A 26,632-nucleotide genomic window follows, 5' to 3' on the forward strand; every position below is an offset into this window, starting at 1 on the left:
CAGCTTTAATCGAAGGTCGTTACAACGACTGCGACCTTCGGCAATTATCTGAGGGTGGTTCAAGATGGTGCTCTAACAGTGCACCGAAACCTTTTATGGGCGAGGGGTAGTTCATCAATTGAAGCGAGTGCCAAGCCAACACTTGATTGCTGCTGACAACGGGTTTATCTAGCTCCGCTTCAATAGATTCAAGCACCGATGCTGCACGCAGTGCCGTGCAAGAGATAAACAGAAGATCCGCTTCAGGGTCGCAAACTTGTAGTGCGGCATGTTTAATGTCCATTGGATCAATGAACGTCATCGCGGTGTCATCTTCAAAGCCAAAACCAGCAATGCTCAACACTTCAATGCCTTGCGACTCGAAAAATGCTGCGACGTCTTGATTCACAGCTTCGGTATAAGGCGTTAATACTGAGATACGCTTAGCTTGGAAGCTTTCAAACGCCGCTAAGGCCGCAGTCACCGGATTAGTTACTGCTGCATTTGGGCAAGATTGATGAATAAGCTGGGTAATTCGTTCGCTGCCAATCGCTACGGTGCCAGAGGTACAAGCGTAAATCACCACATCCAATTCGGTGCCCGGAAGGATAGTATCAGCGCAAGCAGCGATTCCTGGCTCCATCTTTCTCAAGTTCTCTATCGTCAATGGATTATAGTTTCGAACTCGACTGGTGAACGACTGCACATCGTCTGGAAACAACGTGTTTAAATCACGCTCAATATTGAAATCTGTCGCTAACGCAATCACACCGACGCGTCCTGCTGGTGCCAATTTTTCTAATTCAAACTGTAAAGTAGCGGTTGCAGATTTCATACTTTTCGACTCCTTGAGCTGCCAATATCAACACCCAACAAATGTTAACAACATGTATCATATAAACTTCAATCTCTGTGAATTTGAACTTTACATTTCGTTCACAAGGTTAATAATGCACCGATAACTTTAAGGATTATCATTAAACGAATACCTTATTGTGCGGAAATTCCGCATTTTTATTGCGTTATAGTGATTTTTTGTTCTCAATCCTCCGTGATTAATTGTTGGAGCTAAATACCTTTAACTCGATCACACACTGGCAGAAAAGAAACAATTAATTTACAAACTGACACTAGGAAGTATGGGTATGACACAACAGCCTGCATTGGTGGTCGACAGTTTCGACAAGAAGATCCTCAACATCGTACAAGACTCAAATAGAGCGACATCAGACAAGATTGCAGAAAAGGTCGGGCTCTCTCCCGCTGCCGTTCAGCGCCGTTTAAAACGCATGAGAGCACAAGGTGTGATTCAGGCTGATGTCTCGGTGATTAATCCCAAAGCGGTCGGTCACGGAATGACGTTTATCGTTCAGGTAACACTTGAACGTGAGCGTGTGGATTTGATGCATAACTTCAAAAAAGAGATGAGTTCGAACCGTTCTGTGCAGCAATGCTATTACGTCACAGGCAGCTCTGATTTTATCTTAATCGTCACGGCTGCAGATATGGAGGGGTACGACAATTTTACTCGTGAGGCCTTCTTCGATAATGCCAATATCAAAAGCTTTCAAACCAATGTGGTGATGGATAACGTCAAGGTCGGACTGACCATTCCAATTGATGAGCAACGCGATTGATGACTAGTTCGATTGATGAACGGATCGACAAGCAAACAAGGCGTGTCATGAGATGAAGTCAAAAAAGAGGAAAAAAGACGGTATGAAGAAACCTTATATACCGCCAACTTTGGGGCTTACTTTATTATTCGTTGTTCGCGATTAGCTCTTAACAGTTAACTATGAGCTTTTCGTTATTAGATTTTGTTGTCGATGATTTGTTGGTAGAGATCCGGGTCTGTTGCCCCTTCAGTACCAATTACTAGCACTCGGCTGTCTTGAGTTAAATTCAGTTTTTCAGCGAAATTCGGCTCTTGTTTAGCGATAATCGCTGCGGCAAACCCTGGAACTGCAGATTCGCCACCTTCTATTGCCACTTCCGTTTTCTCGCCACTCGCCAACATGCGCATCGCTTGCGGGATCGCCTCTTCACTCAGCGTCATAAAATCATCAGCGCCATTTTGGAGAATCGTCCATGCCAAGCTCGAAACCTCACCACAGGCAAGTCCAGCCATCAGCGTCTCTAGATCGCCCGTAACCACAATCGGTTTACCCGCTTGAGCGCTCTTCTGCAAACAGTTAGCTTGTTCAGGTTCGACGATTACAAAGCGTGGACGATCAACACCCCACAAATCCCAGAAGTAACCACAGACAGCAGATGCCAAACCACCTACTCCACCCTGCACGAAAACATGAGTTGGGATTTCACCATCAAGTTGCTCGACAATTTCAGCCAGCATCACGGTGTAGCCCAGAGCAACGTCTTTCGGGATTTCCATGTAACCTTCGTAAGAAGTATCCGATACAATCACGCGGTTTTTCGCTCGCGCTTCTGAATCAGCCAAACGAACCGATTCATCATAATTACCAGTAATGCGTACCACTTCTGCACCGAACGCTTCCATTGCTTGCTTGCGGCCTTCCGACACATCGCGATGGATGTAGATAACACAACCACAACCAAACATTTGTGCGCCCCACGCGACCGAGCGACCATGGTTTCCATCTGTCGCACAACTCACAACGATCTCAGCGACTTCTGATTTCCATTCCCCGTTTAACAGTTCATTGATGGTCGGATTCTTCCCATAGCGATTGGCGAGCTCAATCTGAAGTTGACGGGCGACAGCATAAGCACCGCCCAGAGCTTTAAAGCTTTTTAGGCCAAAACGTTGAGATTCATCTTTGTACCAGAATTTGTTTACACCGATCTCAGCAGAAATCGCGTTCAGCTCATGCAAAGGAGTAACGGCATAGCCCGGCCATTGTGAAATATCCTTAATTGCCTGCTCAGAACTCGCAACACTCAAAATTTCAAGTTGCTCATTTGAGTACTCCAATTCAGGGCGTGCTTGAGGGTTCGCATAGTGTGTCAGAGTGCCAGCCAGTAACTGCATAAATGATCGTCCTTATAAGTCATTCACATTGCTCCTTACTACAGCCAAATGAAAAGTTACGGCTTGTAAGGTTTGCGGATATTAAATTCTATCGGACAAAAAGTGCCTTGATTGCGCTTTCTAAATTCAATATCTGCGGGAATTCTTTGTTACCTCGCTAAAAAATGCAGAATTTAGTCACCTTGAAAATATCGCAGTCTAATCTCACTTCACTATAGCAGCGACTCGAGTTATTGAGCCTGCGCACAGCACGATTCCCCTAAGCACAATCACCTGATTTTCATAGCACTACAGCCATGAAGTGTAGATAAACAGAAACAAAAAGGGTTGATAATGGCCAAACCATTACCAGCCTCTTATCAACCTTTCCGGAGCTTTGAATATAAAGCTCCTAAGCTAACTTGGTTTATTCAATACGTGTAATAAAACCATATTTATCCGAGTCGGCTTTCGTCATCCAGTGTTCACCCGAAGCTGGAGCAGAATCTAAAGTGAAGATGTAGAAATCGATCCCTTTGTCTCCCATCACCTTTTTAAAATAGGTCGCTTGTTGGCGATGACTCTCATTGGTGTATGGGAACTCTTTAGCCGTTTTATCCCCCTCAGCCCAGCTATGCACACCCACCTGCTTATTCAACTCAATAGCTTTGGTGGTATCAGCGCGTTGCAGAACTCGTGGATTACCTGCAGCGAACAGATCCGTGCCGCCCGAGAACACCGACCCCGTAGCAGTGACGATTGTCGTCATATTGTTATGGTGGATCATGCGCCCGGTGTACATATTGATCTCGTCATCAGCACTGCCTCCGATATGGTTGGTGAACTTCAACGTCATCTCGCTGCCTGGGTACAACTTTACGATATCAAAAAGCTGAGAATAGGTGGATGCACCCAAAGTCGATTGAATTCGCTCAACAGCGCCAGTCTCTTTAAGCACATCTCGGTAAAAGGCATTGAAAGCAAATGAAGTGGTGATGGTGACCTTATTACCATTTTTGGTCTTACTCAGAATCGTCGAACCCAAGCTCGTCACGTATTGCGACAACTCATTTTGGAATTCGAGCTCAACCGCTTTTGCACTATTCGTTTTTGTTTGGATTAACGTTGTCTCATTAGAAACAGAGCGTAGCGCCGCGCTGCAATCAAACACGTCCAAACCCTTGCTCTCTGTGTAGATACCGCAGCTATCAAACCCTGCATCAGGAAAATACAGGTCAACACTTTGACCTAAACGGCTCGCAAGCCTAACTACTTTTTGCTTCTCACTGATGTCTTCAGCAAATTGAATTTTGTCATACTGCACACCGTCATAGGTCAGCTTCATCGACTCTTGAAGCTCTTCTCGTTCTTGATACAACTTGCCTAATTTTACTGACGAAAATACGTAATCCGCCTTAGGTTTCACTTGAGCTTTAGTCGTCGCTTTACCTGAACTAGAACTTGAATTACACCCAGCTAAAATAATCAAAGGCAGTGCCAGTAACGTTTTTCTATAGTTATTCATGCGTCATTCCCGAAGTGTTTGATGAGAAAATTCTATTGTTTAGCGCTGAATTTATCTGTCGTGAGAATGTATGAGAATGTCGATCCTATTTGAACAATGTTTTTTATTTTCCTATAAATGCCAATTCATCATTGAACTAACTTATAAAGTGTTTAATCATTCGCTTTAGGTATTTGGCGAAGCATGTGAACTTATATGCAACAGCGTATAATTGTAATGGTTCATCACGACGAAGACTCGCTCACCTAATCTCAATAAGTGAAACGCACGACAAGGCTGATAATGGAATGACAAAACCTAAAATGATCATCGTGGAAGACGATTTGAAACTTCAGAAAATGTTGCAAGACTACTTTGTAGCGCAAGATTTTGATGTCACGGTATTGGATGATGGTAGCGATGCCGCACACACCATCCTCGCGGAACAACCTGACATCGTACTGCTGGATTTGATGCTTCCTGTAACTGATGGACTTACAATCTGCCGACAGACGCGTACGCACTATAAAGGTAAAATCTTGATGCTCACCGCTAGCGATGACGACTTTGATCACGTCGCTGGTTTAGAGACAGGGGCTGATGACTATGTCACCAAGCCAATCAAACCAAGAGTTCTGCTGGCCAGAGTTCGTTCGCTATTACGCCGCCAAGACACCAATACCGCTTCAGTCGATGACTCAGACACCCTTCAGTTCGATCAACTCGTTCTGAAAAACACTTATAAGAAGTGTGAGCTTTCAGGTGCGGTTTTATCACTCACTGACAGCGAGTTTGACCTACTTTGGTTATTGGCAAGCAACCCAGACACGCCGTTATCTCGTGACTACTTGACGCAAACATTGCGCGGGATTGAGTACGACGGAATAGACCGGACGATTGACAACAAGGTTGTGCGTCTAAGGAAGATTTTGGGCGACGACCACACACCAGCAGAGAAAATTCAGACCATTCGCGGTAAAGGCTACTTGTTTGTTTCAACCGCCTGGCATTAACTTCGCTCAGTACGAGCGTAATGAAAGAGAGCGATTATGCGACGTATCTTTTTGGAGTCCCTATTAGGGCTGTTAGTTTGCTTCATGAGCGGCATTGTCGCCTACGAAATCTGTGTCTATCAGCTCAATACTGACTACGAATATGTTCTGCAAGATTATGAAGCCACAGCCCACCAGCAACTCATAGAAAACATCGCAAAAAATCAGGGGCTTGAAGCGGCTCAACAAGCCATGAACCAGTTCGTCGAAACCACTCGAAATAAACTGATTACGTTCAATCCAAAAGATGAAATACCAAGCCCTGTTTCAGAATTTTTCTCGACCAACCCAAATACCTTTATCTTTCACGATGATGAGCGTGATCTCTGGTTTCGCTTAGCAAGCAGTGACAATACCTATCATTACCTACCCAACAGTGAAGCGTTCGTTAGGCAAAAAATAGAATTGGAAGATGACCTCATCTGGTTGTTTTTCCTAGCAAGCTTTATCCTATACGGCGTATGCCACCTATTTATCATCTTCCGCCGAGTTAAGAAGCTTGAATCGGCGACGCTAGCCTTTGCTGAAGGGGATCTCTCCTCGCGAGCCGAGACCTCGAGCGGCATTGCAATCGGCTCACTCAATAAGTCTTTCAACCTAATGGCTGACCGCATTCACCGCTTGATTGAGAGTAATCGCTCGCTCACTAATGCGGTCGCTCATGAACTGCGCACGCCGATATTCCGTATCCAATGGCAAGCTGAAATGCTCAAAGACACACCGCTCAACGAATCTCAGCAAGAGACTGTAGAGAGCATTGTGGAAGATACGGAAGAGATGGAGAAGATGGTCGACGAGCTATTGTGTTACGCCAAGTTAGATAGCTGCGACCTCGAAAATTTGCAGCAACCTGTCGAGATCAATGACTTTCTTGGTCACGCGATGACACGCTGGAACAAAGATACTGAGCTCGACATCAACCTATCACTGCCAGAGCAACCATACGAGATTCTTGCGGATGAAATACTGCTGAACCGCGCTCTAGATAACCTCGTACGCAACGCCATGAAATTCGCACGCTCTCAAGTGTTAATTGAAACCAGCGCGCATCAAGAACAACTGCAGATAGCTGTACATGATGATGGTGATGGTGTGACTCAAGAGCATCAGGCTCGCTTGTTTGAACCGTTTTACGTTGGCGATAAAGCGCGTAACAAAGCCAAGAGCGGCCATGGTTTAGGGTTATCTATCGTCGAGAAGATCTGTGCTCAACACAACGCAACCGTGGAAGTGGGTCAGAGCCAAGCCTTAAAAGGTGCAGTATTCACCATAACCATTCAGCTATGTAATGATTCAGCTGACAAACCCATACAGTAACTACAAAACACCTCTGGAATAATGTTCAACATCGGTCGGGAGATGCTGTCTCCCATGAACTTATTAAATCTAGATAATCATGCCACTGCCTTTGTGCCTTGCCATCTAGGTTCCAATCATTCTTAGGGTATTTTTATGAAAAAGTTATTAGTTGTTTTAGGCATTGTTTCTCTAGCAGGTTGTTCAGGTATCAGCCACAACGAAGAAGTTTACACAGCGCACGCTGAGAGCTTCAACATCGTAGGTTTCCAAGTTCCTGGTAACACACAAGATCGTGCAATGGAATTGGTACCTGAAGGCGCGACGGTTGAGACTATTCGCTCTACAAACTCTGACACAAGCTCTGTTCTGGGTATCATCAACCGTATTATCGGTATCGACTACGTTCAAGTTGGCGGTAAGAAGCAGTAATTCTTAAAAAACAGCAGCTTGCTAAAGCTTGCGTACCTTTAAACGCTAGCCTGTACAAACTAAGTTCATCTAAGCCAGTGACCTCGTCGCTGGCTTTTTTCATCCAACCGGTTTTGTGCTCTGTGCCAAATAACTTCTTAATTACCCTGCCCTGTTATAACTAACAATTCAAAAAATAAGCCAGAAAATCTTCGATTTATCATCAAAATGTCCCTTAAATTCGCTGAATAACCTTTCGCTCAAACTGACACGCCCAAATCGTTGTTCCTTCTATCAACCCAAAACTCGTTAATTGAGGCACAGATCAATTTGAACAAAAATCTTAATTTCCAAGAATAATTAACACTTAATAAAAGTGTCATGATTTTATAAATAAAACCTATGAGTGCGTTCAAAAATAAACAGAAACGATAACTATCTGTAAATACGAAAAATATAAGTTTCATGAATAAAAGAGATCATTGCCATGCTACTAATTAATCAGATCGAATGATGTAAATTCGATGTGAGAATTTTGTTACGTTTTCTTTGATTTTACATGGAAAGAGAAAATAACAATGAAAATAAGAAAGCGTTTAGTTGCCGTTGCTATAGCCAGTGCTATGTCTTTATCAGTGCATGCAAATGAATCGGTTCAGATTGATCAACCGATCAACTTTACTAACTTTTCTGGGTTAAACACCCAACTAGGTGTTAGCAATGCCTCTAGCTTCAAGATGGTTAAAGAAGTAAACCTGAAAAAGCGTGGCATCTACAAAGTGAAGATCCAGCAAAACATCTGGGGAACGCCAGTATGGGGGCACTATCTAAATGCAACCCAAAGTGTTCAAGGCGGTGCGCTTAAGTCAGTCCAAGGCCGCTACCTTAAGACAACAACCCTAGAGCGTTCTTTTGTGAAACCCGCCATCAACAGCGCTCAAGCGATTGAACTGGCGAGTAAAGACCTTAAGATTCAAGGCTTAACCAGAAAATCTCTAGACAATGTCCAACATGACTTGTTTATTTATCAGGGAAAATCGACACAAAGCATAGGCACACAAGGGGCAGATAAAACACGCCTTGTGTACGTTGTCTCTTACCTTGTCGAAGGCAGTGAGCACCCGACTCGACCATTCACCATGCTCGATGCGCATACGGGCGAAGTGATCGACCGCTGGGAAGGTATTGCACACGCTCAGATCGGCACAGGCCCAGGTGGTAACGAAAAAACAGGCATGTACGAGTACGGTACCGACTACCACTACCTTGATGTTCAAGAAAATGGCACAGAGTGTGTTATGGAGTCGGAAAATGTTGTCACTGTTAACCTAAATGGCGCGACAGACGGCGACACCGTATACAGCTATGAATGTCCTCGTAACGAATACAAGTCTGTGAACGGCGCATTCTCACCACTGAACGACGCACACTATTTCGGTAACATTGTGTTCGACATGTATAAAAACTGGTTCGACACAGCACCACTCTCTTTCAAACTCATGATGCGTGTTCACTACGGTGAAAACTACGAGAATGCATTTTGGGACGGCAAGGCAATGACTTTTGGCGATGGTGAAAGCTTCTTCTACCCACTGGTAAGCCTAGATGTATCAGCGCACGAAGTAAGTCACGGTTTCACTGAGCAAAACTCAGGTTTGATCTACGCAAACCAATCGGGCGGCATGAACGAAGCCTTCTCTGACATGGCTGGTGAAGCGGCTGAATACTACATGAAGGGCACCAACGACTGGATGGTCGGCCGCAATATCTTCAAAGGCGAAGGCGCTTTGCGTTACATGGATGATCCATCGCGCGATGGCTCTTCAATCAACAACGCATCCGAATACTACGATGGCTTGAACGTGCACTACAGCTCAGGCGTGTTCAACAAAGCGTTCTACCACCTAGCAACCACACAAGGTTGGGACACCAAGAAAGCCTTCGAATTGTTCGTGCTAGCCAACCAAATCTACTGGTCTGAAAACAGTGATTTCTGGCAGGGTGCTTGTGGCGTGAAGAACTCAGCAACCGATCTTGGCTACAGTGCCGATGATGTGGTTTCTGCGTTCAACTTAGTGGGCGTATCACCTTGTGGCGAACCACCACTTCCGCCAGAGCCGGAATACCAACGTCTTGAGAATGGTGTTGAAGCTTCAGTTGCTGGTGAAACAGGCTCAAAAACTTACTTCGATATCGAAGTACCAGAAGGCCAAGACAAGCTGACGATTGATCTTGCTGTTTCTACGGGTGACCCAGATATGTATGTCGGCCTAGATTACGCACCAAGCCCTCAAGACAACATCTGTAAGAGTGAAAGCGTGACTGACGAAGTGTGTGTGATTGAGAACCCAACCTCAGGTCGCTACACAGTGAACATTCTAGGCTACTCAGATTACGCAGGTGCAAATCTAAAAGCATCGTACGAATCAGGCAACGCTAATGTACCGCCAGTTTCTTCTTTCGAACACACCATTGTGGGTAAAGAAGTAGAGCTGCGCAGCACAAGTTCGGATAGCGACGGTCAGATCGTTTCTTACCAATGGAACCTAGGCGATGGCAACACGCAAACAGGTGAAGTGACTCGTTATACCTATGCTGAAGCTGGCGACTACGTGGTTACCCTAACCGTGACTGACGATGCGGGTGTTGCGACATCAACAAGCAAGTCGATCACGATTGAAGGTGATTCAGCAGAAGGCTTCCCACTAAAACTGAAGTTTGGTAACAAAAACCCGAACGGCAAGGCGCGCGTTAAGCTGGCATGGGATTACGACACCAACGACTACTTCGTGATTAAGCGTAACGGTAAGAATGTTGGTGCGACAGACTTTAACTCATACGTCGACAAGTTCCGTCACAACGGCACAGTAGATGTGGAGTACCAAGTGTGTACCTCAAGCGATATCTGTTCAGAAACTAAGCACTACCGTTTCATTAAAGCACAGTAATCAATAGCAAATTCAGGGCTCCTAAAGGGGCCCTTTTCTCTATTGTCTGTTTAGCGCATGAAACATCTACAAAAAACATCCACGCATTACACAAAAATCACACCCATCAAGATAACAATACTCACCATAAAAAGGACGACAAATGGCTATTCAAAAAAGCATGCTAGCTTTAGCTGTACTCGGAGGTTCTCTAGCCTTAATCAACAGTACTTCGGCTTACGCATCCCTAGGCATCGCACCACCAGCGAACGAAGAGGTTTGGATCACCACCGATGCTGACGCACAACATATAATGACTCAGCATGGCGCAACGGTTTACCCAAGCGTGACCGGGAACAAGCATTCCATCGTCGCGAAAATCAACCAGAAAGAGCTCGCTAAACTGTCCAGCCACATGCACGAAGAAACTCACCGTTGTGGTGGCTACATGGTGCACGAAGACAAAGCGAGCGCACTAAAAGCCGCCGCGATGCCACTGACAATGAGCACCTTCGAAAAACCGGTGATCAGCCACCAAGACACAGTGAACGACCTACTCGCTCAGGTCGAGCCGAACAACATGGTCACGACCATCGAAAATCTAACCAACTTCACCAACCGTTTTTATACTACTTCTACTGGTGTCGCTGCTTCAGATTGGCTTTTGGAACGTTGGGAATCAGAAATTAAAGATGTGCCGTATGCGTCTGCACGACAAATCACACATGCCGAATATCCGCAAAAATCCGTTGAAGTGACACTGCTTGGCGCTAAATATCCTGAAGAGATCGTCGTTGTTGGTGGTCACCTTGATTCGACCGTTGGATCTTGGACAAGCGAAGGCACCATTTCACCGGGAGCCGATGATGATGCTTCGGGCATTGCTACGGTAACAGAGTCGCTTCGCCTGATGATCGCGAGCGGTATTCAGCCAGACAAAACCATCAAGTTCTATGGCTATGCTGCAGAAGAAGTAGGACTACGCGGTTCACAAGATGTCGCCAACGCATTGCGAGACGAGCAAGCAAACGTTGTGTCAGTATTGCAACTAGACATGACCAACTACAACGGTTCGGCACACGATATCACCTTCATCACAGACTATACCGACAGTAACTTAACCGCCTACTTGAGCGAGCTGATCGACACTTACGCGAGTGACATCAGTTACGGTTTCGATGATTGTGGCTATGCCTGTTCTGACCACGCCTCTTGGCACAATGTTGGCTACCCAGCCGCCATGCCATTCGAGAGCATGTTCAACGACTACAACCCACACATTCATACCCAGCACGATACTTTGGAAAACTCCGATCCAACCGCAACACACGCGACCAAGTTCGCCAAACTAGCCATTGCTTACCTTGTCGAAACCAGCCTTGATTCGCCAGTTGCAGGTCCTAAAGAGCTACAAAATGACGTGCCTGTTGAAGGACTTACTGCAGGATATGGTGAAGAGCAGTTCTTCATATTTACCACTGAAAGTGCAGGCCAGCTAACGGTGACATTAACCGGCCCTCGTAGTGGCGATGCCGACCTTTATGTGAAACACAATGGTACCGTATCAAAAGCAAGTTACGATTGCCGTCCATACCAGAACAGCAGCAACGAACAGTGTGTATTGAACGAGCCAGCGGGTGAATTCAACATCATGGTGCGCGGCTATCGCAACTTCAGCGATGTCACCATCGTCGCTAACTTCGTGCCAGATTGGCTGTAAAGTTAGTTGAATGACTAACGTTAATCCGCACAAACACAGCAAAAACTAAAAATCCGCGAGTTCGATCCTAAATAGAATTGAGCTCGCGGATTTTATTGTCTTCGGAGTAAAGTTCGAACAATGACCTTCCGTTATCATCACGCCGTCTTTTTCATCACCTTGCCACAAATATACTCACCAATCGGCATTGCCGAAGTCGCTGCAGGCGATGGCGCATTACACACGTGCAAGCTTCTTGGGCTCTCAGCAAACAGGAAGTCATGAACCAAGGTACCATCTTTGAGTACCGCTTGGGCACGAATGCCTGCTGGGTATGGTTTGAAATCTGACACCGTGATGCTTGGGCAGTATTTATTAACCAACTTTAGATATCCCGGCTTCCACCACGAATTCTTAAACTCGATCAAACCAGTTTTCAGATTATTCGCGGTCACCTTCCAGAACCCGGCAAAGCTCAGCATCTGCCAAGTGTCCTTGAAGCTAAAGTTCAGTTTGCCATAACCTTCTCGCTTCCAACCTTGAACTGCATTCGGCCCTACCGTTACCGAGCCATCAATCATGCGCGTTAGATGCACACCCAAGAAAGGCAACTCAGGGTCTGGAATCGGGTAGATAAGGTGATTCACCACATGGTTATGTTTGGCGTCCAGCTGATAGTATTCACCACGATAAGGCACGATCTGGAAGTCAGTTTCAATGCCAAGCATGTTGGTCATTCTATCCGCCATCAAACCAGAGCATGTGATCAAGAATCGGCTGTTCAGCTGTAAAGTCTGACCATCTACTTTGCACGTTAACTGCACCTCATCTTCTTGCTCGTCCGCCATGATCACTTCTGTGCCTAAGCTAAGCTTGCCACCCGCTTCAACAAACTCTTGAGCCATTACTTCGGTGACTTTTTTGTAGTCGACGATGCTAGTGGTTTTGACGTAAATCGCGCCCAAGCCCGTGATGTTCGGCTCGGCAAGTTTGAGCTGAGCTTGGTCCAACAAATCGACATCAATATCGTTATCATGACAACGTTGATAGAGCGCGTTCATGCGCTCCACTTCCTGCTCATTGGTCGCGACCAACAACTTACCGCAGTTTTCAACGGGGATATCGTGTTGGCTACAAAACGCGATAGTGCGCTCGACGCCACGCTTACAAAAATCCGCCTTTAAACTGCCTGGAGCGTAGTAAACGCCAGCGTGAATCACACCACTGTTATGGCCTGTTTGGTGCTGCGCAAAGCCACGCTCCTTCTCGACTAAAAGGATACTTTTATCAGGATAAGCTAGTTGAAGTTGCCATGCCGTCGACACGCCAACAATGCCACCACCAACGATAATATAGTCGTATATTGAGTTCATAATATTCCTACATTCAGTCCTTTAAATTATAGGGAAGACGCGATAGTGTCAGGCTCGGTTTGAAGTAAAGATTCTTGCTCATCGTCCGACTCCTTTTTCACTTGATTGATATCGTACTTACGACCGCTGTAGATGAAGATAGCGACAAACAGAGCCACACACACCAAGCGAATCACGATTGACACATCAGGCCAAACCAAAGCCACACCCAGTGCAATCAACACGGCACGAAGCGCGAGATTAATTTCACTCTCTAAGTAACCCTCAATCGCGGCAACAAACGCGTAAGTACCAATGATAGCAAAGCCACCCGTGACCAAAACCGAGGTCACATCCCAACTTACCAAGTTGGTGTAAGCGATTAGCAGTGGCACCAAGTACAAGCCTTTGGCGATCTTCCACGCCATTAAACCGGTTCTCATTGGCGGTGTTTTCGCAATGGTCGCGGCGGCAAATGCGGTTAAACAAACAGGTGGTGTCACGTTGCTGTCTTGCGATAACCAGAAGATGATCAAGTGTGCAGAAAGCAGCGCAAGGCTGATCGCTTCCAAGCCTAAGCTTTGCTCAAGTAGTGTTTCGACAAAGTCAGCAGGGACTAACGCGATCATCTCTTTGGCGGTTTCTAGAGCCATTGGCGCATTCAGTAAGTCTAACTTGTCTGGTGCCGCCAGCATGAAGATGGCTTTCGCCTGTTCAGGTAACTGACCCGAAACCAGCAGGTCAAGCAACTGGCTTTCAGCAATCAACTTGTAAAGAGCAGGAGCAGACAAAGTACCCAACACGATATAGGCCGCGGTTACTGGCAAGCCCATACCCAGAATCAAAGATGCCAGTGCGATTAAGGCTATCATTACCAACAAATCACCGTTCGCCCAACTGTTGATCATCAATGAGAAGGTGTTACCAATACCCGTCGTGCTGATGACATTGATAACGAGGCCAATGCCTACCAACAACACCGCCGTGGTCGCCATGTTTTTCGCGCCTTGAGAAAGCGCTTCGATGATCGCTTTTGGACCCATTTTGTGATTCTTAGAGAACCATGAAGCTACGACGACCGAGATGATCGAGATACCCGCTGCGTAAGTTGGCGTGAAGCCCTTCACCAGCAGAGTCACTAGCACCGCTAATGGTATCAAGTTGTGCCAGCCCGACAGCAATACCTTCAATAGAGGTTCACAGCCAGAAGTCACCTTTTGTACGCCACTTCTCTTTGCTTCAATACGCACAAAGAATGCCACAGACAAAAAGTAGATAAGCGCAGGTAAGAAGGAAACCGCGATAATATCGACATAAGGGATCTGCGTGTAAGACGCCATGATAAACGCACCTGCGCCCATCACTGGTGGCATCAACTGCCCGCCTGTCGATGCAGCCGCTTCAACACCCGCTGCGAAACGCGAAGGGAAGCCCGCTTTTTGCATTAAGGGAATACTGATCACACCCGTCGATACCGTGTTTGCTACGCTCGAACCAGACACTGACCCCATTAAGCCTGAGCCAATCACGGCAATGAAACCAGGACCACCAATCACTTTGCCTGCCGCTGCGCGAGACACATCAATGATGTAATCACCAACACCCGAACGCACTAAGAAGGCGCCAAATAGGATGAACATGAACACGAAGGTCCAACTGATTCTTGAGATCGAACCAAACATTCCTTCCGATGAGTAAAAGCTTCGGTAAAGCAGTGTCTCAAGGCTCAAACCCGGGAAGTGAAAGATGCCGCTGGTCCACTGCCCCCAAAGCACCACGTAGCTCAAGCACACCAAGATAAGCACCGGAATAAACCAGCCCATGGTGCGGCGAATCAGCTCAATAACGATGGCGATAGCCAAGATAGAGAAGAACCAATCACTGGCGATAAACTTCACGCCTCGCTCGTAAAGGGCATCCTCTGCAAAGGGAATGTAGATAAGACAAGCCAGAGCTGCTAAGGCAATTCCGATGTCGACCGCCAACGCTATCTTGCTCTTTTTCAGCGATATATGAGCGGGATACCAGAGCGCACAAATGATCGCAAAACCGGCAAAATGGGTCGCCGAGATCCAAAGCTCAGGCAAGGTGGATAATGTGTTAAACCAAATATGTAATAGGGAGAGGATCACTCCCATGGTGGTTATCGCTTTGCCCACCCACGGAAAATCCGTTCGGGTCGGCAATTCAAATTTTTTCAGTTCCTGCTGCAGCGAATCGCTCATAGAAAACTCCTGCTCTCCACAACGAAATGCGCAGAGAAAATCCATAAAGTAAGCAGGTGCACGAACACATTCACGATCGAACGTGCACCAAGCAATTAAGTCACTAAGGGTGTCTTTTTTAACTAACGTAAACCGTCAGTCGGCGAAAAGCGTTAGTTAACGATCAACTCAGAAGGAAGCTCAATGCCCACTTCTTGGTAGTAACGTGCAGCGCCCGGGTGAAGTGGAACAGGCAAACCTGCGATCCCTTTCTCGAGTGCCATTGCTTTGGTTGCTTTGTGGATACCTTGTAGGAAAGGTAGGTTTTCATAGATAGCTTTGGTCAGCTGATAAACATCTTCTTCAGAGATGTCTTCACGAACCGCTAGGAAGTTAGGTTGTGCGATAGTGGTGATCGGCTTATCAACACCTGGGTAAGTGTTAGCTGGGATCTCGTACTTGGTCCAGATGTTGTAATCGCCATTTGCTTGTTTGATCTGCGCATCGGTAAAAGACAGGATTTGAATGTCTTCACCCAAGGCAGCAAAGGCTTGTGTTACCGCACCAACAGGCACGCCAGCAGGTGTGTTCATGCCATCAATCGTGCCGTTTTGTAGTGCACTGGCACTGCCACCGTAACCCATAAAGGCGAGTTTAAATTGTTCTGGGTTAACCGACAGGCCCTGCATTATCTGGCGTCCTGAATTCTCAGTCCCTGAGTTCTTTTTACCGATAGAGAATTTCTTGCCGTTAAGGTTTTCTAAGTCGCTCATGGTGCCCGTTTCTGTCAGGTCAGAACGCACAATAAAGTGTTCAACGTTTTGCCACAGCATAGACACTGAGCGCAGCTGAGTTTGGCTTCCTGATTTCTCGTATGGCCCTAAACCTTGCCAAGCCCAAGCACCGTACAAGCCCTGTAAAATGGCAAACTGTGCTTCGTTTTCATTGAGCAGTTTTACGTTCTCACCTGATCCCGCTGAGCTGATCGCCGCCAAAGAGAAGTGCTGCTTTGGCGCAAGCTTAACTTTACTCAATGTCGCCAACGCTACGCCCACAGGGTAGTAAGTGCCGCCTGGTGAAGCCGTCGCTAAAATGTAGCTACGCTCTTCTTGAGCTGAGGCGTTGCTGATAAGGCCGATAGAAGCCATTGCGATTGCTAAAGTTTTAACTAGCTTGTTGTATTTCATTGTTACTCTCCATGTAGAGTTATTCACGTTATATTTTTGTTAACAACAATCGCTAGATAGCAAGCGCAATGCCAATTTTTAACTTACTGTTTTAATTAAACTTTATTCTAAAGCCCACTTAATATGAGCCATTTCTTGCTTATTTGACTGCGAATGAATGAGCCATTTTTTGCTTATCCAAAGCAGCCATTAACATCTGTTTAAAGGTAGTGAGGTCACACTGCGTCATATTTATGTGATCGATATTTATAAAGTGACAAATATGAGGTGAGCCATTTTTTGCTCATTGATTCAGAGTGCACTTCAAATCTTGTCATCATTTACGAATCGACATAATCGCTTCGATTTAAAGCATAACGCACCATCTTTTGATTCAATGTTCGACGAGGTAAATCCAAGTCTTGCATCACATCATTGATTCGCCCTTGATAACGGACTAACGCATCATGAATCACTTTTCGTTCGAAGCTTTGAACTTGAACCGCCAACGGGATCCCCGCCGTTGTAGACTCTGTTACTGAGTTAGGGCGACACGCCAAAATATCGCCAACGGTCAGGCTTTCATCCAAGGCAAAACGAATCGCGACATTGCGCAGTTCACGCACATTGCCCGGCCATGCATAAGACAACAAGGCATAGCGATCCGCCTCACTGGCGATTCGAGTTTCACTGTTCGCTTCTTGGGTAAAATGTTCGAAGAGAATCAACGCATCGTCTTCTCGCTCACTAAGCGGAGGCAAATGCAGTTGCGCGACGTTCAAACGATAGAAAAGGTCTTGGCGAAAATCAGGATGATTGAGCAGATCGCTTTTCGAGGCGGAGACCACTCGCAGATCGACGTTCTGTTGCTGATTTCCCCCCACGCGTTCGACAACGTTATCTTGTAAAGTACGCAGCACTTTGACCTGCATCGACAGCGGCATACTCTCAATTTCATCAAGGAACACGGTGCCTTTGTCGGCAAATTCAAGCTTACCGATGCGTCGCTTAGCCGCCCCAGTGAAGGCACCCGCTTCATGACCAAACAGCTCGCTTTCAAACAGATTTTCTGGAATCGCGCCACAGTTAAGCGGCACAAAAGGATGGGTTTTGCGTTGGCTGAATTCATGTAAGCAAGAGGCGACCAGCTCCTTACCACAGCCCGTTTCACCATAGATAATCACGTTGGTGTCTATGGAAGCGACTTTCTGGATTTGCTCTCGTAGTTCACACATCACCTTACTTCGACCAATCAGCACCTGTTCAATGCCCTTCAAGTTATCTAGGTAACTTTGGCGGCTGATTCTGTCTTGACCGCTTTGATGTTTGTCGACCGCTTCCGATACCGTTTGAGACAAACGCTCTGGGTCGAATGGCTTTTCAATGAAATCATACGCGCCTTGCTGTAACGCCTTTACCGCCATGTCGACATCACCATGACCTGTGATCAAGATAACGGGCACATCTGGCACAAGGTTTTTAAAACGCCCTAACAGTTCAACACCATCAATATCAGGTAAGCGAACATCGGTGATAATGGTCTGAAAATCACCTAGCTCTACAGCATCTAACGCATCTTGCCCCACTTCAAATGCGGTGACATCAAAGCCCGCCAACTGTAACCATTGGCTGGTTGCTTGACGCACAATCGCGTCATCTTCAATTAAAGCAATACGCTGCATAGTTTGGTTCCGCCGCTTACATCTGAATAATGTCGCCCACGGTATGTAAAAAAGGCGCAGACGAAAAGGAGCTAGCTCCCACTTTGAATAACACTCCTTTAACAGTTTAATAATGTTTGTTAGCTTCGATTTGTCCCACACTCCACCTTCCAAACAATAAACAGTGAAGCTTCGCATCTCATTAATTTGGATAGGCAACTCACTAATTTTAAAAGGATTTAATCAAGCATGATTAACAACAATCGATATTGGTTATTCCTATGTGCCTGTTTATTGATTGGTTTAGTGCAGGTCACCACCAAGAATGGCATCAGCCAGTGGAAGCTCGAACAAGCCCAACGCTATGCCGAACAGCGCTTCCTTGGCTACATTGCTGAAGCAAGGCGAACCCTTAAGCGTTTCTATTATCTGCCCTACCTGGTAACCAATGATGAAACCACGGTTCGTTTTATCGATGGTGAAGACCGCCTTGAAAAACGCATCAAGAAACAACTGATTCAATTGGATAAAGCCGCTAATACCAAAGGCTGGTATCTGCTTTCTGGCGAAGGTGATTTATTGGTATCGAGTGTCGAAAGAAACAAACTGAGCAATAAGAACGCCAGCACGATTGTTTCTAAGATCCACCAACAGGGTGGTGCGATTTCGGTGGTGACAAAAAACAAAGGCGTGACACCCGATTACTTCATTGCCGCACCCGTTTATCGAGCGTCTGATGTGGTCGGCATTGTTGCAGTACAAATCGACCTATCGTTGCTGACCGATCAATGGTTCGCCGATGGTGAAGCGATACTATTCCAGAACCCTCGTGATCAGTTCTTTCTCTCCAGTGACAACAAACTGAGTGCCGATTGGTTCAATGACACCTTCAATTCTCAGCCGACAGCGACAAAGCGCGAACTGTATGACCAAACCCATATTCGCGTGTGGCGACTGCAAGGTAAGGATTACCTGATTCAGTCGATCAAGTTAGATGATCTCAACTGGCGATTAACCTATCTAACCCCATTAACTAGCCTCAATCAAACTACGAGTTGGATAAGTTGGAGCGTAGCGGTGGCCTGTCTTTTCGTCATGCTATTGCTAGTGATTCTTTATCAAAGACGCCAGAAAAAACTCAGTAATCTGCGAATCCAAAAGCTTATCGAAGAGTCGGAAAAGCGGCTATCAGGAATGATAAACAAGACCCACGTTGGACTTGTACTTATCGATAAACACGGTCACATCCACGACATTAACCTGATGGCGAAGAACTACTTCTGCCTATCCGATTCTATGATCAACAACATTAAGGCGTGGCAGTTATTTGAAGCGGGCAATCCGAATTCAACCACGTTGCAGCTACTCAAGAACTTGGAGCAACACCAAGAACTGGCCGAGATCACCAGCGTCGAAACCATGGCAAGACGCAGCGATGGCAGTTACTTCCCCGTATTGTTCTCTATTAGCGCCTTTCCTTGGCATGCCACGACTTATTACCTGTGTACCGTGATTGATATCAGTAAACGTAAGAAAGCAGAGATCGCAGTTCAGGAAGCCAATAAAACACTTCAACGGCGTGTAGAAGAGCGAACACAAGACCTAAAAGATGCGCAGCAGGAGTTGGTTGAATCAAGCAAACTTGCCGCATTAGGCCGCATGTCGAGTGCCATTACTCATGAACTCAATCAGCCGCTGACTGGCCTAAAAACTCTGCTTTCAAGTAACCAGTTACTGATGGAAAGAGGCGAAACCAAGATGTTGAAAGCGAACATGGATTTAGTCATGAGCCTAATCGACAGAATGGCTAATATGACCAGCCAATTGAAGTCGTTCGCCTTTCAAAGATTGGAAAAGCCATACCCAGTTTCACTGACAGACGCACTGCAAGAAACCCTGCGTATTCATCAAGCCGAATTGGAAAACGTCGAAATCCGCGTGCGTGTCGCTTCCAATATTTCGATGGTAATGGGAGAAGAGGCGCGACTTCGTCAAGTGCTTGGTAACCTGCTTAGAAACGCTGTCGATGCCACGCAGAATCAGAAACCAGCGACCATTGTTATCAGTGCTCATACCGAGCAACAACGCGTGGTCATCAAGGTTCAAGATAACGGTTGTGGTGTGTCTGAAGATCAACTCGAAACCATTTTCGAACCCTTCCATACCAATAAGAAGATGGGCGAAGGCTTGGGGCTCGGGTTGGCTATCACGGCAAACAACGTGCGTGATATGCAAGGTACCTTAATAGCGAAGAACAATTCAGACCAAGGTATGACATTTACGTTAACGCTGAAGAATATCGATAGTGAGTAGTTACTTACATTAAGCTTAATCGCCACATTAGATCGAGGTACTAGAACTAAAAAACCGCCCACAGAGGGCGGTTTTGATGCACTGATTGGCGTGTGGTTTATTCGCTAATCCGTTAACGACTTACTCAGCTAACTGCTTCAACAATAGTTCTGTTGGGCGCACAATCGCGATGATCGATTCATCGTAGATTTTCGCTGAATCAGACAGTATCACTTGGTAAGCGTTCACGTCGGCTTCTCTTACCTTCTCGCCTGCTTGCGCTTTAGCGATCAAGGTTAACGCCAAGTCCGCAACTTCAACCGTTTTCTCAGCAACCACCACAGTCTCTACCGAAGATACGTTACCAGCAAAGATAGTTTCCGCCGCTAGTGCAGCCGATTTTGCTTGTTGATAATGATCAGTAAGTTGATCTAGCGCCTGCTGATTGCCTGTCGCCATTTCATTGACCAAGTCTTGCATCTCATACACCGCGTAGCTTTCTACTGGCAGCGCATCAACGAAGCGGTTTAGGCGCTCGTATTGGCTGTACAAGGTGCCCTTAGGTTCAGTGGAGTTCCACTTCTCCCAGTTACGAGCATAGTACTGTGCTGGCTCGATGTATTTTGCTAGCACGCGCAGGTCGTGAATATCTTGGCCTTTTGCAATGCGCTTCAACAGCATGTCAGCATCAGCGTGGTGACGTAGCCCCACCGACACTTCCGACCATGTATCCATCGCTTTCATGCGCTTGTACATGCTGCGTTCGTCAGTCAGTTCTGCATCCGACCAGAAACGCTCTGCAATTGCATAGCTTCGTGGCCATAGGTAGTTTTCGACCGTGAGGCTGTCTTTGTTTTCTAGCCACATGGTGATCTCGCCGCCTAAGATGAGCTCTTTTTCTTTGTCGGTTAGCTCCGCAGGGTAGCCACCATTTGGCTCAGGAATCACGCTACCTTCAACATCACTGCTTGCAATCACTTCGCCTGTGGTTGGCCAGCGCACGTTACCAATTAACTGATAGCTGCCTTCCGCAAACCCATTTGGATTCAAGTTCAAGTTGAACTCGGTGTACGACATGAAGTTATCGAAGTGGCCGACAAAGGTTTTACCCGGCACATAATCAAGGATGTAGATCTCTTCACGAGACTTGCCGTTGTAATCACTGAACGCACGGAAAGTACCGTCTTTCGCTTCAATAATAGTCAGTGTTCCCTTACGTGGGCTGCCCTTAGAACGCGGCTTTTGCCATTGGTAAGTCACGAACTTCTCGCCGCTGTGCAGCTTATCGTCAACCGTGATGCCACTTGGCATTGGGTCATTACGATAGTGGTAACTGGTTGGCTGAGGTTGATCTAGGTAGTAACCGGTAGACAGAATACCTGGGTAGCCCTCTTTCGCCGCACGACCAATACTGTCGTGTCCTTGCCAGCTTTGAATCACGATAGAAGTTGGCAGATCTTTATGCCAGATCTCATCCCAACCCGTCATCTTCTTGCCGCGCTCTTCCAGCATCTTTTCAACTTTTACGTTGAGGTAAGACTGTAAGCCGCGCTCACCATCAATATCGTTCTCTTCAATGAACTCTTGGTGCTTTTCGCTGTTTTTCCACTGCGCGTAGTTCGGCTCATCGCCACCAATGTGAAAGTACTCATCTGGGAATAGTTCTGTCACTTCGTCGAACACGTCGCTCAGCATTTCATAGAGCTCTGGGTTAAGTGGGTCCATCAGTGGCTCAAATACGCCCCAGCCACGTTCTTGTTCGTAGTTTTGACCTTCACCACCCGACATCAAGCGTGGGTAAGCGTGCGCCACAGCAGAAGAGTGCCCCGGCAAGGAGACTTCAGGAATCACACGAATACCAAGGTTACGAGCGTACTCGACTAGGTAACGAACTTGGTCTTTGGTGTAGTAGTTACCATCGGCAGTTTCAGACCACAGACGCGGCCAAGATTCCGTTTGAATACGAATACCTTGATCGTCCCAGAAGTGCCAATGGAATACGTTCATTTTGGCCGACGCCATCGCATCTAACTGACGGATCAACACATCAAATTCAATGAAGTGACGCGAGGTATCGTAAGAGATACCACGCCAGCGGAAGCGAGGTTCATCGACAATCGTAACGGCAGGAATGTGGTAGCCAGTCGCCGTGGTTTCAACGAGCTGTAAAAGGGTTTCGATGCCGTGGATAGCGCCATAAGGGCTTGGTGCGCTCAGCGTGATTTGCTCACCCTGAGTGGTAATCTTGTAGGACTCTACAGAGTCGATGTTCTGTACTTCAGACTTTGGTGCCGCGTCGATATCAATGATCAGATTCGCTTCGTCTGCACTATCTACCTGCCAGTTTAAAATCGGCATGCCAGTTTGGCGCTCTAGGCGATCAATAAAGCGTTTTGCGGTGTACTCAACGCGATCAGAGTTAAAGCCTTTGATGTAAACCTTGAAGTTACCGTCGACCTTAACTTGCCCAGCTTGCAGCTCGACGGTCTGTGGATACGGCATTAAATTTAGATCGGTATTCGGAGCCATTGCTAACGCCATTGGGGACACTACTGAACCTGAAATCAATAGAGACAATATAGTTTTTTTCATTATTAGTTTTCCTATATAACGGGGGTTCTGTTTTGTTTATCGGAGGCAATTCACAAAACAGAACCTTCAGCCACTGCTGTTGTTTATCGTGAGCTCAAAGCCTATCGTCTGTTAAAAACGAATAAGCTGACAAACTTATGACTAGCTAACCAACTCTACCGCTTCACGAACCAACACCGCGATCTCATCCCACTGTTCGTTCTCGATCATCTTTGGAGATACCATCCACGTGCCACCACAGCACACCACGCGATCTACCGCTAGGTAATCATTGACGTTGTGTTTACCAATACCGCCAGTAGGCATCAAAGACACATCAACGTAAGGCGCTAGCAAAGATTTCACCATGTTGATGCCACCCGACGCTTCTGCCGGGAAGAACTTCAAGAAGTTAAGGCCTAGCTCCAACGCTTGCTCTACTTGGCTTGGGTTGTTTACGCCAGGAACGATTGGCATACCGATCTCTTGGCAGCGCTTAACCGTGTTTGGATTCAAGCCAGGTGCAACGATAAACTCACTGCCCGCTTCTTTTGCAAGGTCGATTTGCGCTGGTGTTAGTACGGTACCTGCACCGATACACATCTCCGGGTAGGCATCACGCATCGCACGAATCGAATCTGCTGCCGCTTCGGTACGGAACGTCACTTCTGCCACAGGCAGGCCGTTTTCAACTAATACTTTTGCTAGAGGAATCGCATGTTCCACTTTGTTGATTTGGATAACAGGGATAACTTTGAATTGCTTAAGTGTGTTGATCATTTCTTGAGACATAATAAATTCGCTTTATTTTTCTATTTTTTAATTAAGTGATTCATAGCGCTTACCGGGATGATCGCGCCTGAGTATTGAATAACGGTAGAAGCCAGTTGGTGACCTAGTTCAGCTGCATCGGTAGTGCTCTCACCTGTAAGACGCGCCGCCAGATAACCCGCAGCGAAGGAGTCACCCGCTGCGCAGGTGTCGACCACGTTAGAAACGCGAGTCGCGGATACATAATTCTCAACAACATCGCCCTGCTCAACTTGAACAATCTTGCATGGCTCACAGCCACGTTTGATGATGATCTCTTGGCAGCCTAAACGAAGGCAGCGTTGCTGAACGCTCTCTGAATTACCCCAAACCAGCAGATCGTCGTCTTCGGTAATCAGTGCGATGTCTACCAATGGCAGTAACTTGGCGTACCAATGTTTAGCTTGCTCGGTGCTCCAAAGCTGCGGGCGATAGTTATTGTCAAAAATCACCTTGCCGCCTTGGTTTGAGAACACGCCAATGGCTTTGAATAAGCGCTCACGTGAGGCGTCATTTAAAATCGCGATACTGATACCGCTGATGTAAACCGCATCGACTTGTTTCTCTGTCAGGGCGATTTCAAGCTTATTCAGGTCATCAGCTTGCTTGTTTAAGTTATCGATTTGAAAATAGAATTTTACTGCCGCGTCGTTGCGCCAGTAGTGAAAGTGTCGCTCGCCTGTATCGTCAGTTTCGACCATGTAGAGTCCAGGAAGCTTGTTCTCAATGCGTTCGACGAAATTGGTTTGAATGCCTTCTAGCTGCCAGCTATCAATCATATTTTGAGACAGCTCATCACTGCCAAGACCTGTCGCATAGTGCACAGAGAGGTTTTGATGTTGAGTTAAGCGAGAAAGGTAAAGTGCGGTGTTAAGTGTGTCACCGCCAAACTTTTTGGTTAATGGAGAGCCGCTGATTTCGACCATACATTCGCCAAAGAAAGCAATATTGAAATGAGAAGATGCAGACATAGCCGATCCTAAAATAGAGAGATAAATGGGGAAGAAGGCCCTGCCGCTAAGCAGAGCCTGAGCTAGCTAAATCACTCCACAACGTGTTGTACTAACTCGCTGTGGAGCGTTGAGATTAGCTTGTTTGATTTACAGGACGTTGAGGTGCCGCTTCTTCTTCAAGTACACCAGTCTCAGACATTTCCATCTCCATCAGAGCACGCTCGTCATCAAGAATTGCTTTTGCCATGTCAGGTGTTACTTGGTTAGCCGGAGTCACTAGGCTCACAACCACACCTGCCGTTAGAGCAAACAGACATGATGGGATAACTGGGTTGCCCCAGAAGGCTGTGTAGTCAGCGTTTAGCATTACTACGAATGAAGCTACAGAAGCACCTGCTAGTGTTGCAAGCGCACCTTGCCAGTTGTAGCGTTTCCAGAATTTACCCAACATACCGCACACAAACATGCCCGACATAACCGTTGAAATCATCTTAGTGATGTAGCCAATGATGTCGTTTGACGTCAGTGCGAACAGTAGTGCGAAGCCAATCACCACAACCAAAGCTAGACGAGAGTAGTTCAACATTGATTCTTTGTTTGGTACGCGGCCTGTGAACATCACGTACACGTCACGCAGTAGGATAGATACACCGGCAATCGCATCTGAGCTTGCGCTCGACATAGTTGCAGATAGACCAGCGATAAGAACAATCATGCCTACGCCAACGGGAAGAACCGTTGCAGCTACGTAAGGGAACGAGTAGTTAGGGTTATCCAATGATGGGTCGATTGCGTGCGCAGCCATACCAATGATTGCTGGAATAATTGAGAAGAAAAGGTACAACACACCAGAAGCGACGAATGAGCGACGGATAGTTGAAACATCTTTACCAGAATAGATACGCTGACGGAATGAAGGTGTTGCCAGTACGCCCACACCGATAACCACAGCCAGAGAAACAGCAGGCAGAATGCCCAGTTTATCGATTGCTAAAAAGCTTGTAGCAGCAGGGTCCATCGCAGCGTAAAGGTTGTCCATGCCACCAATATGATCAACAGACATTACCGCCATTAGAATGAAGCCAGCAAAAAGGATGATTGCTTGAATCGTATCGGTCCATACAACCGCTGTGTAACCACCGATAACAACGTAGATAGTGAATGCTGCAGCAATAATGATTTTCGCAAGGTTAAGGTCGATGTCTGCAATCCACGCTAGGTACATGCCGCCACCTAGAATGTGCGCACCTAACCAACCGATTGACGCGATAAAGATAAGTAGGCCAACCACGTTTTTTACGATTCGGTTAGCGCCAACATAGTAAGCCAGCTCTTCACTCATGGTCATGAAGTTCAGTTTACGAACCGGAGCAAACCAAAGTGCAAGCAATAGGATGCCTACAGCACCGCCAATTCCGTACAGAGCACCCGCCCAACCATTTGCGTAGCCAAAGCCAACCGCGCCCATACTTGAACCCGTGCCGACCATAGTCGCAACTGTGGTACCAAGTACTAAGAATAATGGCAGGCCACGGCCGCCTAATAAGAAATCTTCGCCAGATTTTTGATTACGCGAGACAAACCAGCCTAACCAAATTAAAAAACATACGTACACGCCGAAGCCTGTAAGAAAAAGTGTGCTGTTCATTTGACACCTCTCAGTGAAATATTGAGTTCATTCTTGAACTTTATTTATGATTCATTCATTTTTATATTTCATATAATTACTTTATTGATTTTATCTATTTTAATTAAAGTAATTT

General features: G+C 46.4%; 18 protein-coding genes. 7 read left to right on the forward strand and 11 right to left on the reverse strand.

The window, feature by feature from the left end; genetic code table 11:
* Positions 1–19: 19 nt before the first annotated feature.
* Positions 20–814 carry an Asp/Glu racemase gene (locus L1D37_RS08475; RefSeq protein ID WP_239847576.1) on the reverse strand — a complete coding sequence of 265 codons (795 nt, stop codon included), beginning with the start codon at positions 812–814 and terminating at the stop codon, positions 20–22.
* 310 nt (positions 815–1,124) lie between these two features.
* Here L1D37_RS08475 and L1D37_RS08480 point away from each other — a divergent pair, with 310 nt between their 5' ends.
* Positions 1,125–1,616: an Lrp/AsnC family transcriptional regulator gene (locus tag L1D37_RS08480; RefSeq protein WP_048610360.1), complete on the forward strand. Its 492-nt coding sequence runs from the start codon at positions 1,125–1,127 to the stop codon at positions 1,614–1,616.
* Positions 1,617–1,792: 176 nt separating this feature from the next.
* Here the strand turns inward: L1D37_RS08480 and L1D37_RS08485 are convergent, their stop codons facing one another.
* Together L1D37_RS08485 and L1D37_RS08490 are read right to left on the reverse strand one after the other, a co-directional pair.
* Complete coding sequence (locus L1D37_RS08485; protein WP_239847577.1) at positions 1,793–2,992, reverse strand: diaminopropionate ammonia-lyase; 1,200 nt, start codon at positions 2,990–2,992, stop codon at positions 1,793–1,795.
* A 406-nt stretch (positions 2,993–3,398) separates the two neighbouring features.
* Positions 3,399–4,496, reverse strand: a complete 1,098-nt coding sequence (locus L1D37_RS08490) for an alpha/beta hydrolase (RefSeq protein WP_239847578.1) — start codon at positions 4,494–4,496, stop codon at positions 3,399–3,401.
* A 287-nt stretch (positions 4,497–4,783) separates the two neighbouring features.
* Here L1D37_RS08490 and L1D37_RS08495 point away from each other — a divergent pair, with 287 nt between their 5' ends.
* The 5 genes from L1D37_RS08495 (at position 4,784) to L1D37_RS08515 (ending at position 11,881) form a co-directional block, all read left to right on the forward strand.
* On the forward strand, positions 4,784–5,488 hold the full coding sequence (locus tag L1D37_RS08495; protein ID WP_123284977.1) for a response regulator: 705 nt from the start codon (positions 4,784–4,786) through the stop codon (positions 5,486–5,488).
* Positions 5,489–5,524: 36 nt separating this feature from the next.
* Entirely contained in the window at positions 5,525–6,844 is a 1,320-nt protein-coding gene (locus L1D37_RS08500; protein WP_239847579.1) for an ATP-binding protein, read from the forward strand.
* Between the two features lie 135 nt (positions 6,845–6,979).
* Entirely contained in the window at positions 6,980–7,255 is a 276-nt protein-coding gene (locus L1D37_RS08505) for a hypothetical protein (RefSeq protein WP_017632032.1), read from the forward strand.
* 557 nt (positions 7,256–7,812) lie between these two features.
* A complete protein-coding gene (locus L1D37_RS08510) occupies positions 7,813–10,182 on the forward strand; it encodes a M4 family metallopeptidase (protein WP_239847580.1) in 2,370 nt (789 codons plus the stop codon).
* A gap of 142 nt (positions 10,183–10,324) precedes the next feature.
* Positions 10,325–11,881, forward strand: a complete 1,557-nt coding sequence (locus L1D37_RS08515; RefSeq protein ID WP_239847581.1) for a M28 family metallopeptidase — start codon at positions 10,325–10,327, stop codon at positions 11,879–11,881.
* A 137-nt stretch (positions 11,882–12,018) separates the two neighbouring features.
* On the opposite strand, the gene lhgO is transcribed toward L1D37_RS08515, so the two are convergent.
* From lhgO to L1D37_RS08535, 4 genes are all read right to left on the reverse strand, one after another.
* The gene (gene lhgO / locus L1D37_RS08520) at positions 12,019–13,233 is read right to left on the reverse strand and encodes an L-2-hydroxyglutarate oxidase (RefSeq protein ID WP_239847582.1); all 1,215 of its coding nucleotides are present in this window, start codon (positions 13,231–13,233) and stop codon (positions 12,019–12,021) included.
* 26 nt (positions 13,234–13,259) lie between these two features.
* Positions 13,260–15,437, reverse strand: coding sequence for a TRAP transporter permease (locus tag L1D37_RS08525; RefSeq protein WP_239847583.1), 2,178 nt, complete (start codon positions 15,435–15,437; stop codon positions 13,260–13,262).
* A 152-nt stretch (positions 15,438–15,589) separates the two neighbouring features.
* Complete coding sequence (locus L1D37_RS08530; protein ID WP_239847584.1) at positions 15,590–16,603, reverse strand: TAXI family TRAP transporter solute-binding subunit; 1,014 nt, start codon at positions 16,601–16,603, stop codon at positions 15,590–15,592.
* Between the two features lie 320 nt (positions 16,604–16,923).
* Positions 16,924–18,264: a sigma-54 dependent transcriptional regulator gene (locus L1D37_RS08535; RefSeq protein ID WP_239847585.1), complete on the reverse strand. Its 1,341-nt coding sequence runs from the start codon at positions 18,262–18,264 to the stop codon at positions 16,924–16,926.
* Between the two features lie 228 nt (positions 18,265–18,492).
* On the opposite strand from L1D37_RS08535, the gene L1D37_RS08540 reads away from it, so the two are divergent.
* Positions 18,493–20,556, forward strand: coding sequence for an ATP-binding protein (locus L1D37_RS08540; protein WP_239847586.1), 2,064 nt, complete (start codon positions 18,493–18,495; stop codon positions 20,554–20,556).
* A gap of 120 nt (positions 20,557–20,676) precedes the next feature.
* Here L1D37_RS08540 and L1D37_RS08545 read toward each other — a convergent pair whose 3' ends face one another.
* The 4 genes from L1D37_RS08545 to L1D37_RS08560 form a co-directional block, all read right to left on the reverse strand.
* Positions 20,677–23,127 carry a family 20 glycosylhydrolase gene (locus L1D37_RS08545; RefSeq protein WP_239847587.1) on the reverse strand — a complete coding sequence of 817 codons (2,451 nt, stop codon included), beginning with the start codon at positions 23,125–23,127 and terminating at the stop codon, positions 20,677–20,679.
* 141 nt (positions 23,128–23,268) lie between these two features.
* Positions 23,269–23,898 (reverse strand): bifunctional 4-hydroxy-2-oxoglutarate aldolase/2-dehydro-3-deoxy-phosphogluconate aldolase, encoded by a 630-nt coding sequence (locus tag L1D37_RS08550; RefSeq protein ID WP_055319259.1) that lies wholly within the window; start codon positions 23,896–23,898, stop codon positions 23,269–23,271.
* Between the two features lie 20 nt (positions 23,899–23,918).
* Entirely contained in the window at positions 23,919–24,887 is a 969-nt protein-coding gene (locus L1D37_RS08555) for a sugar kinase (RefSeq protein ID WP_239847588.1), read from the reverse strand.
* Between the two features lie 115 nt (positions 24,888–25,002).
* Positions 25,003–26,517, reverse strand: a complete 1,515-nt coding sequence (locus tag L1D37_RS08560; protein ID WP_239847589.1) for a sodium:solute symporter family protein — start codon at positions 26,515–26,517, stop codon at positions 25,003–25,005.
* Between the last annotated feature and the right edge of the window lie 115 nt (positions 26,518–26,632).

Origin of the sequence: Vibrio sp. Isolate33, assembly GCF_022397895.1 — a bacterium.
Lineage (GTDB): Bacteria > Pseudomonadota > Gammaproteobacteria > Enterobacterales > Vibrionaceae > Vibrio > Vibrio pomeroyi.

Bases quoted from the DNA above. Each gene is read 5' to 3' on its own strand.
- L1D37_RS08490 (WP_239847578.1), bottom strand. From the start codon at position 4,496: ATGAATAACTATAGAAAAACGTTACTGGCACTGCCTTTGATTATTTTA.
- L1D37_RS08560 (WP_239847589.1), bottom strand. From the start codon at position 26,517: ATGAACAGCACACTTTTTCTTACAGGCTTCGGCGTGTACGTATGTTTT.
- L1D37_RS08540 (WP_239847586.1), top strand. From the start codon at position 18,493: ATGATTAACAACAATCGATATTGGTTATTCCTATGTGCCTGTTTATTG.
- L1D37_RS08525 (WP_239847583.1), bottom strand. From the start codon at position 15,437: ATGAGCGATTCGCTGCAGCAGGAACTGAAAAAATTTGAATTGCCGACC.
- L1D37_RS08480 (WP_048610360.1), top strand. From the start codon at position 1,125: ATGACACAACAGCCTGCATTGGTGGTCGACAGTTTCGACAAGAAGATC.
- L1D37_RS08500 (WP_239847579.1), top strand. From the start codon at position 5,525: ATGCGACGTATCTTTTTGGAGTCCCTATTAGGGCTGTTAGTTTGCTTC.
- L1D37_RS08530 (WP_239847584.1), bottom strand. From the start codon at position 16,603: ATGAAATACAACAAGCTAGTTAAAACTTTAGCAATCGCAATGGCTTCT.
- L1D37_RS08505 (WP_017632032.1), top strand. From the start codon at position 6,980: ATGAAAAAGTTATTAGTTGTTTTAGGCATTGTTTCTCTAGCAGGTTGT.
- L1D37_RS08535 (WP_239847585.1), bottom strand. From the start codon at position 18,264: ATGCAGCGTATTGCTTTAATTGAAGATGACGCGATTGTGCGTCAAGCA.
- L1D37_RS08515 (WP_239847581.1), top strand. From the start codon at position 10,325: ATGGCTATTCAAAAAAGCATGCTAGCTTTAGCTGTACTCGGAGGTTCT.
- L1D37_RS08475 (WP_239847576.1), bottom strand. From the start codon at position 814: ATGAAATCTGCAACCGCTACTTTACAGTTTGAATTAGAAAAATTGGCA.
- L1D37_RS08485 (WP_239847577.1), bottom strand. From the start codon at position 2,992: ATGCAGTTACTGGCTGGCACTCTGACACACTATGCGAACCCTCAAGCA.
- lhgO (WP_239847582.1), bottom strand. From the start codon at position 13,233: ATGAACTCAATATACGACTATATTATCGTTGGTGGTGGCATTGTTGGC.
- L1D37_RS08545 (WP_239847587.1), bottom strand. From the start codon at position 23,127: ATGAAAAAAACTATATTGTCTCTATTGATTTCAGGTTCAGTAGTGTCC.
- L1D37_RS08495 (WP_123284977.1), top strand. From the start codon at position 4,784: ATGACAAAACCTAAAATGATCATCGTGGAAGACGATTTGAAACTTCAG.
- L1D37_RS08550 (WP_055319259.1), bottom strand. From the start codon at position 23,898: ATGTCTCAAGAAATGATCAACACACTTAAGCAATTCAAAGTTATCCCT.
- L1D37_RS08510 (WP_239847580.1), top strand. From the start codon at position 7,813: ATGAAAATAAGAAAGCGTTTAGTTGCCGTTGCTATAGCCAGTGCTATG.
- L1D37_RS08555 (WP_239847588.1), bottom strand. From the start codon at position 24,887: ATGTCTGCATCTTCTCATTTCAATATTGCTTTCTTTGGCGAATGTATG.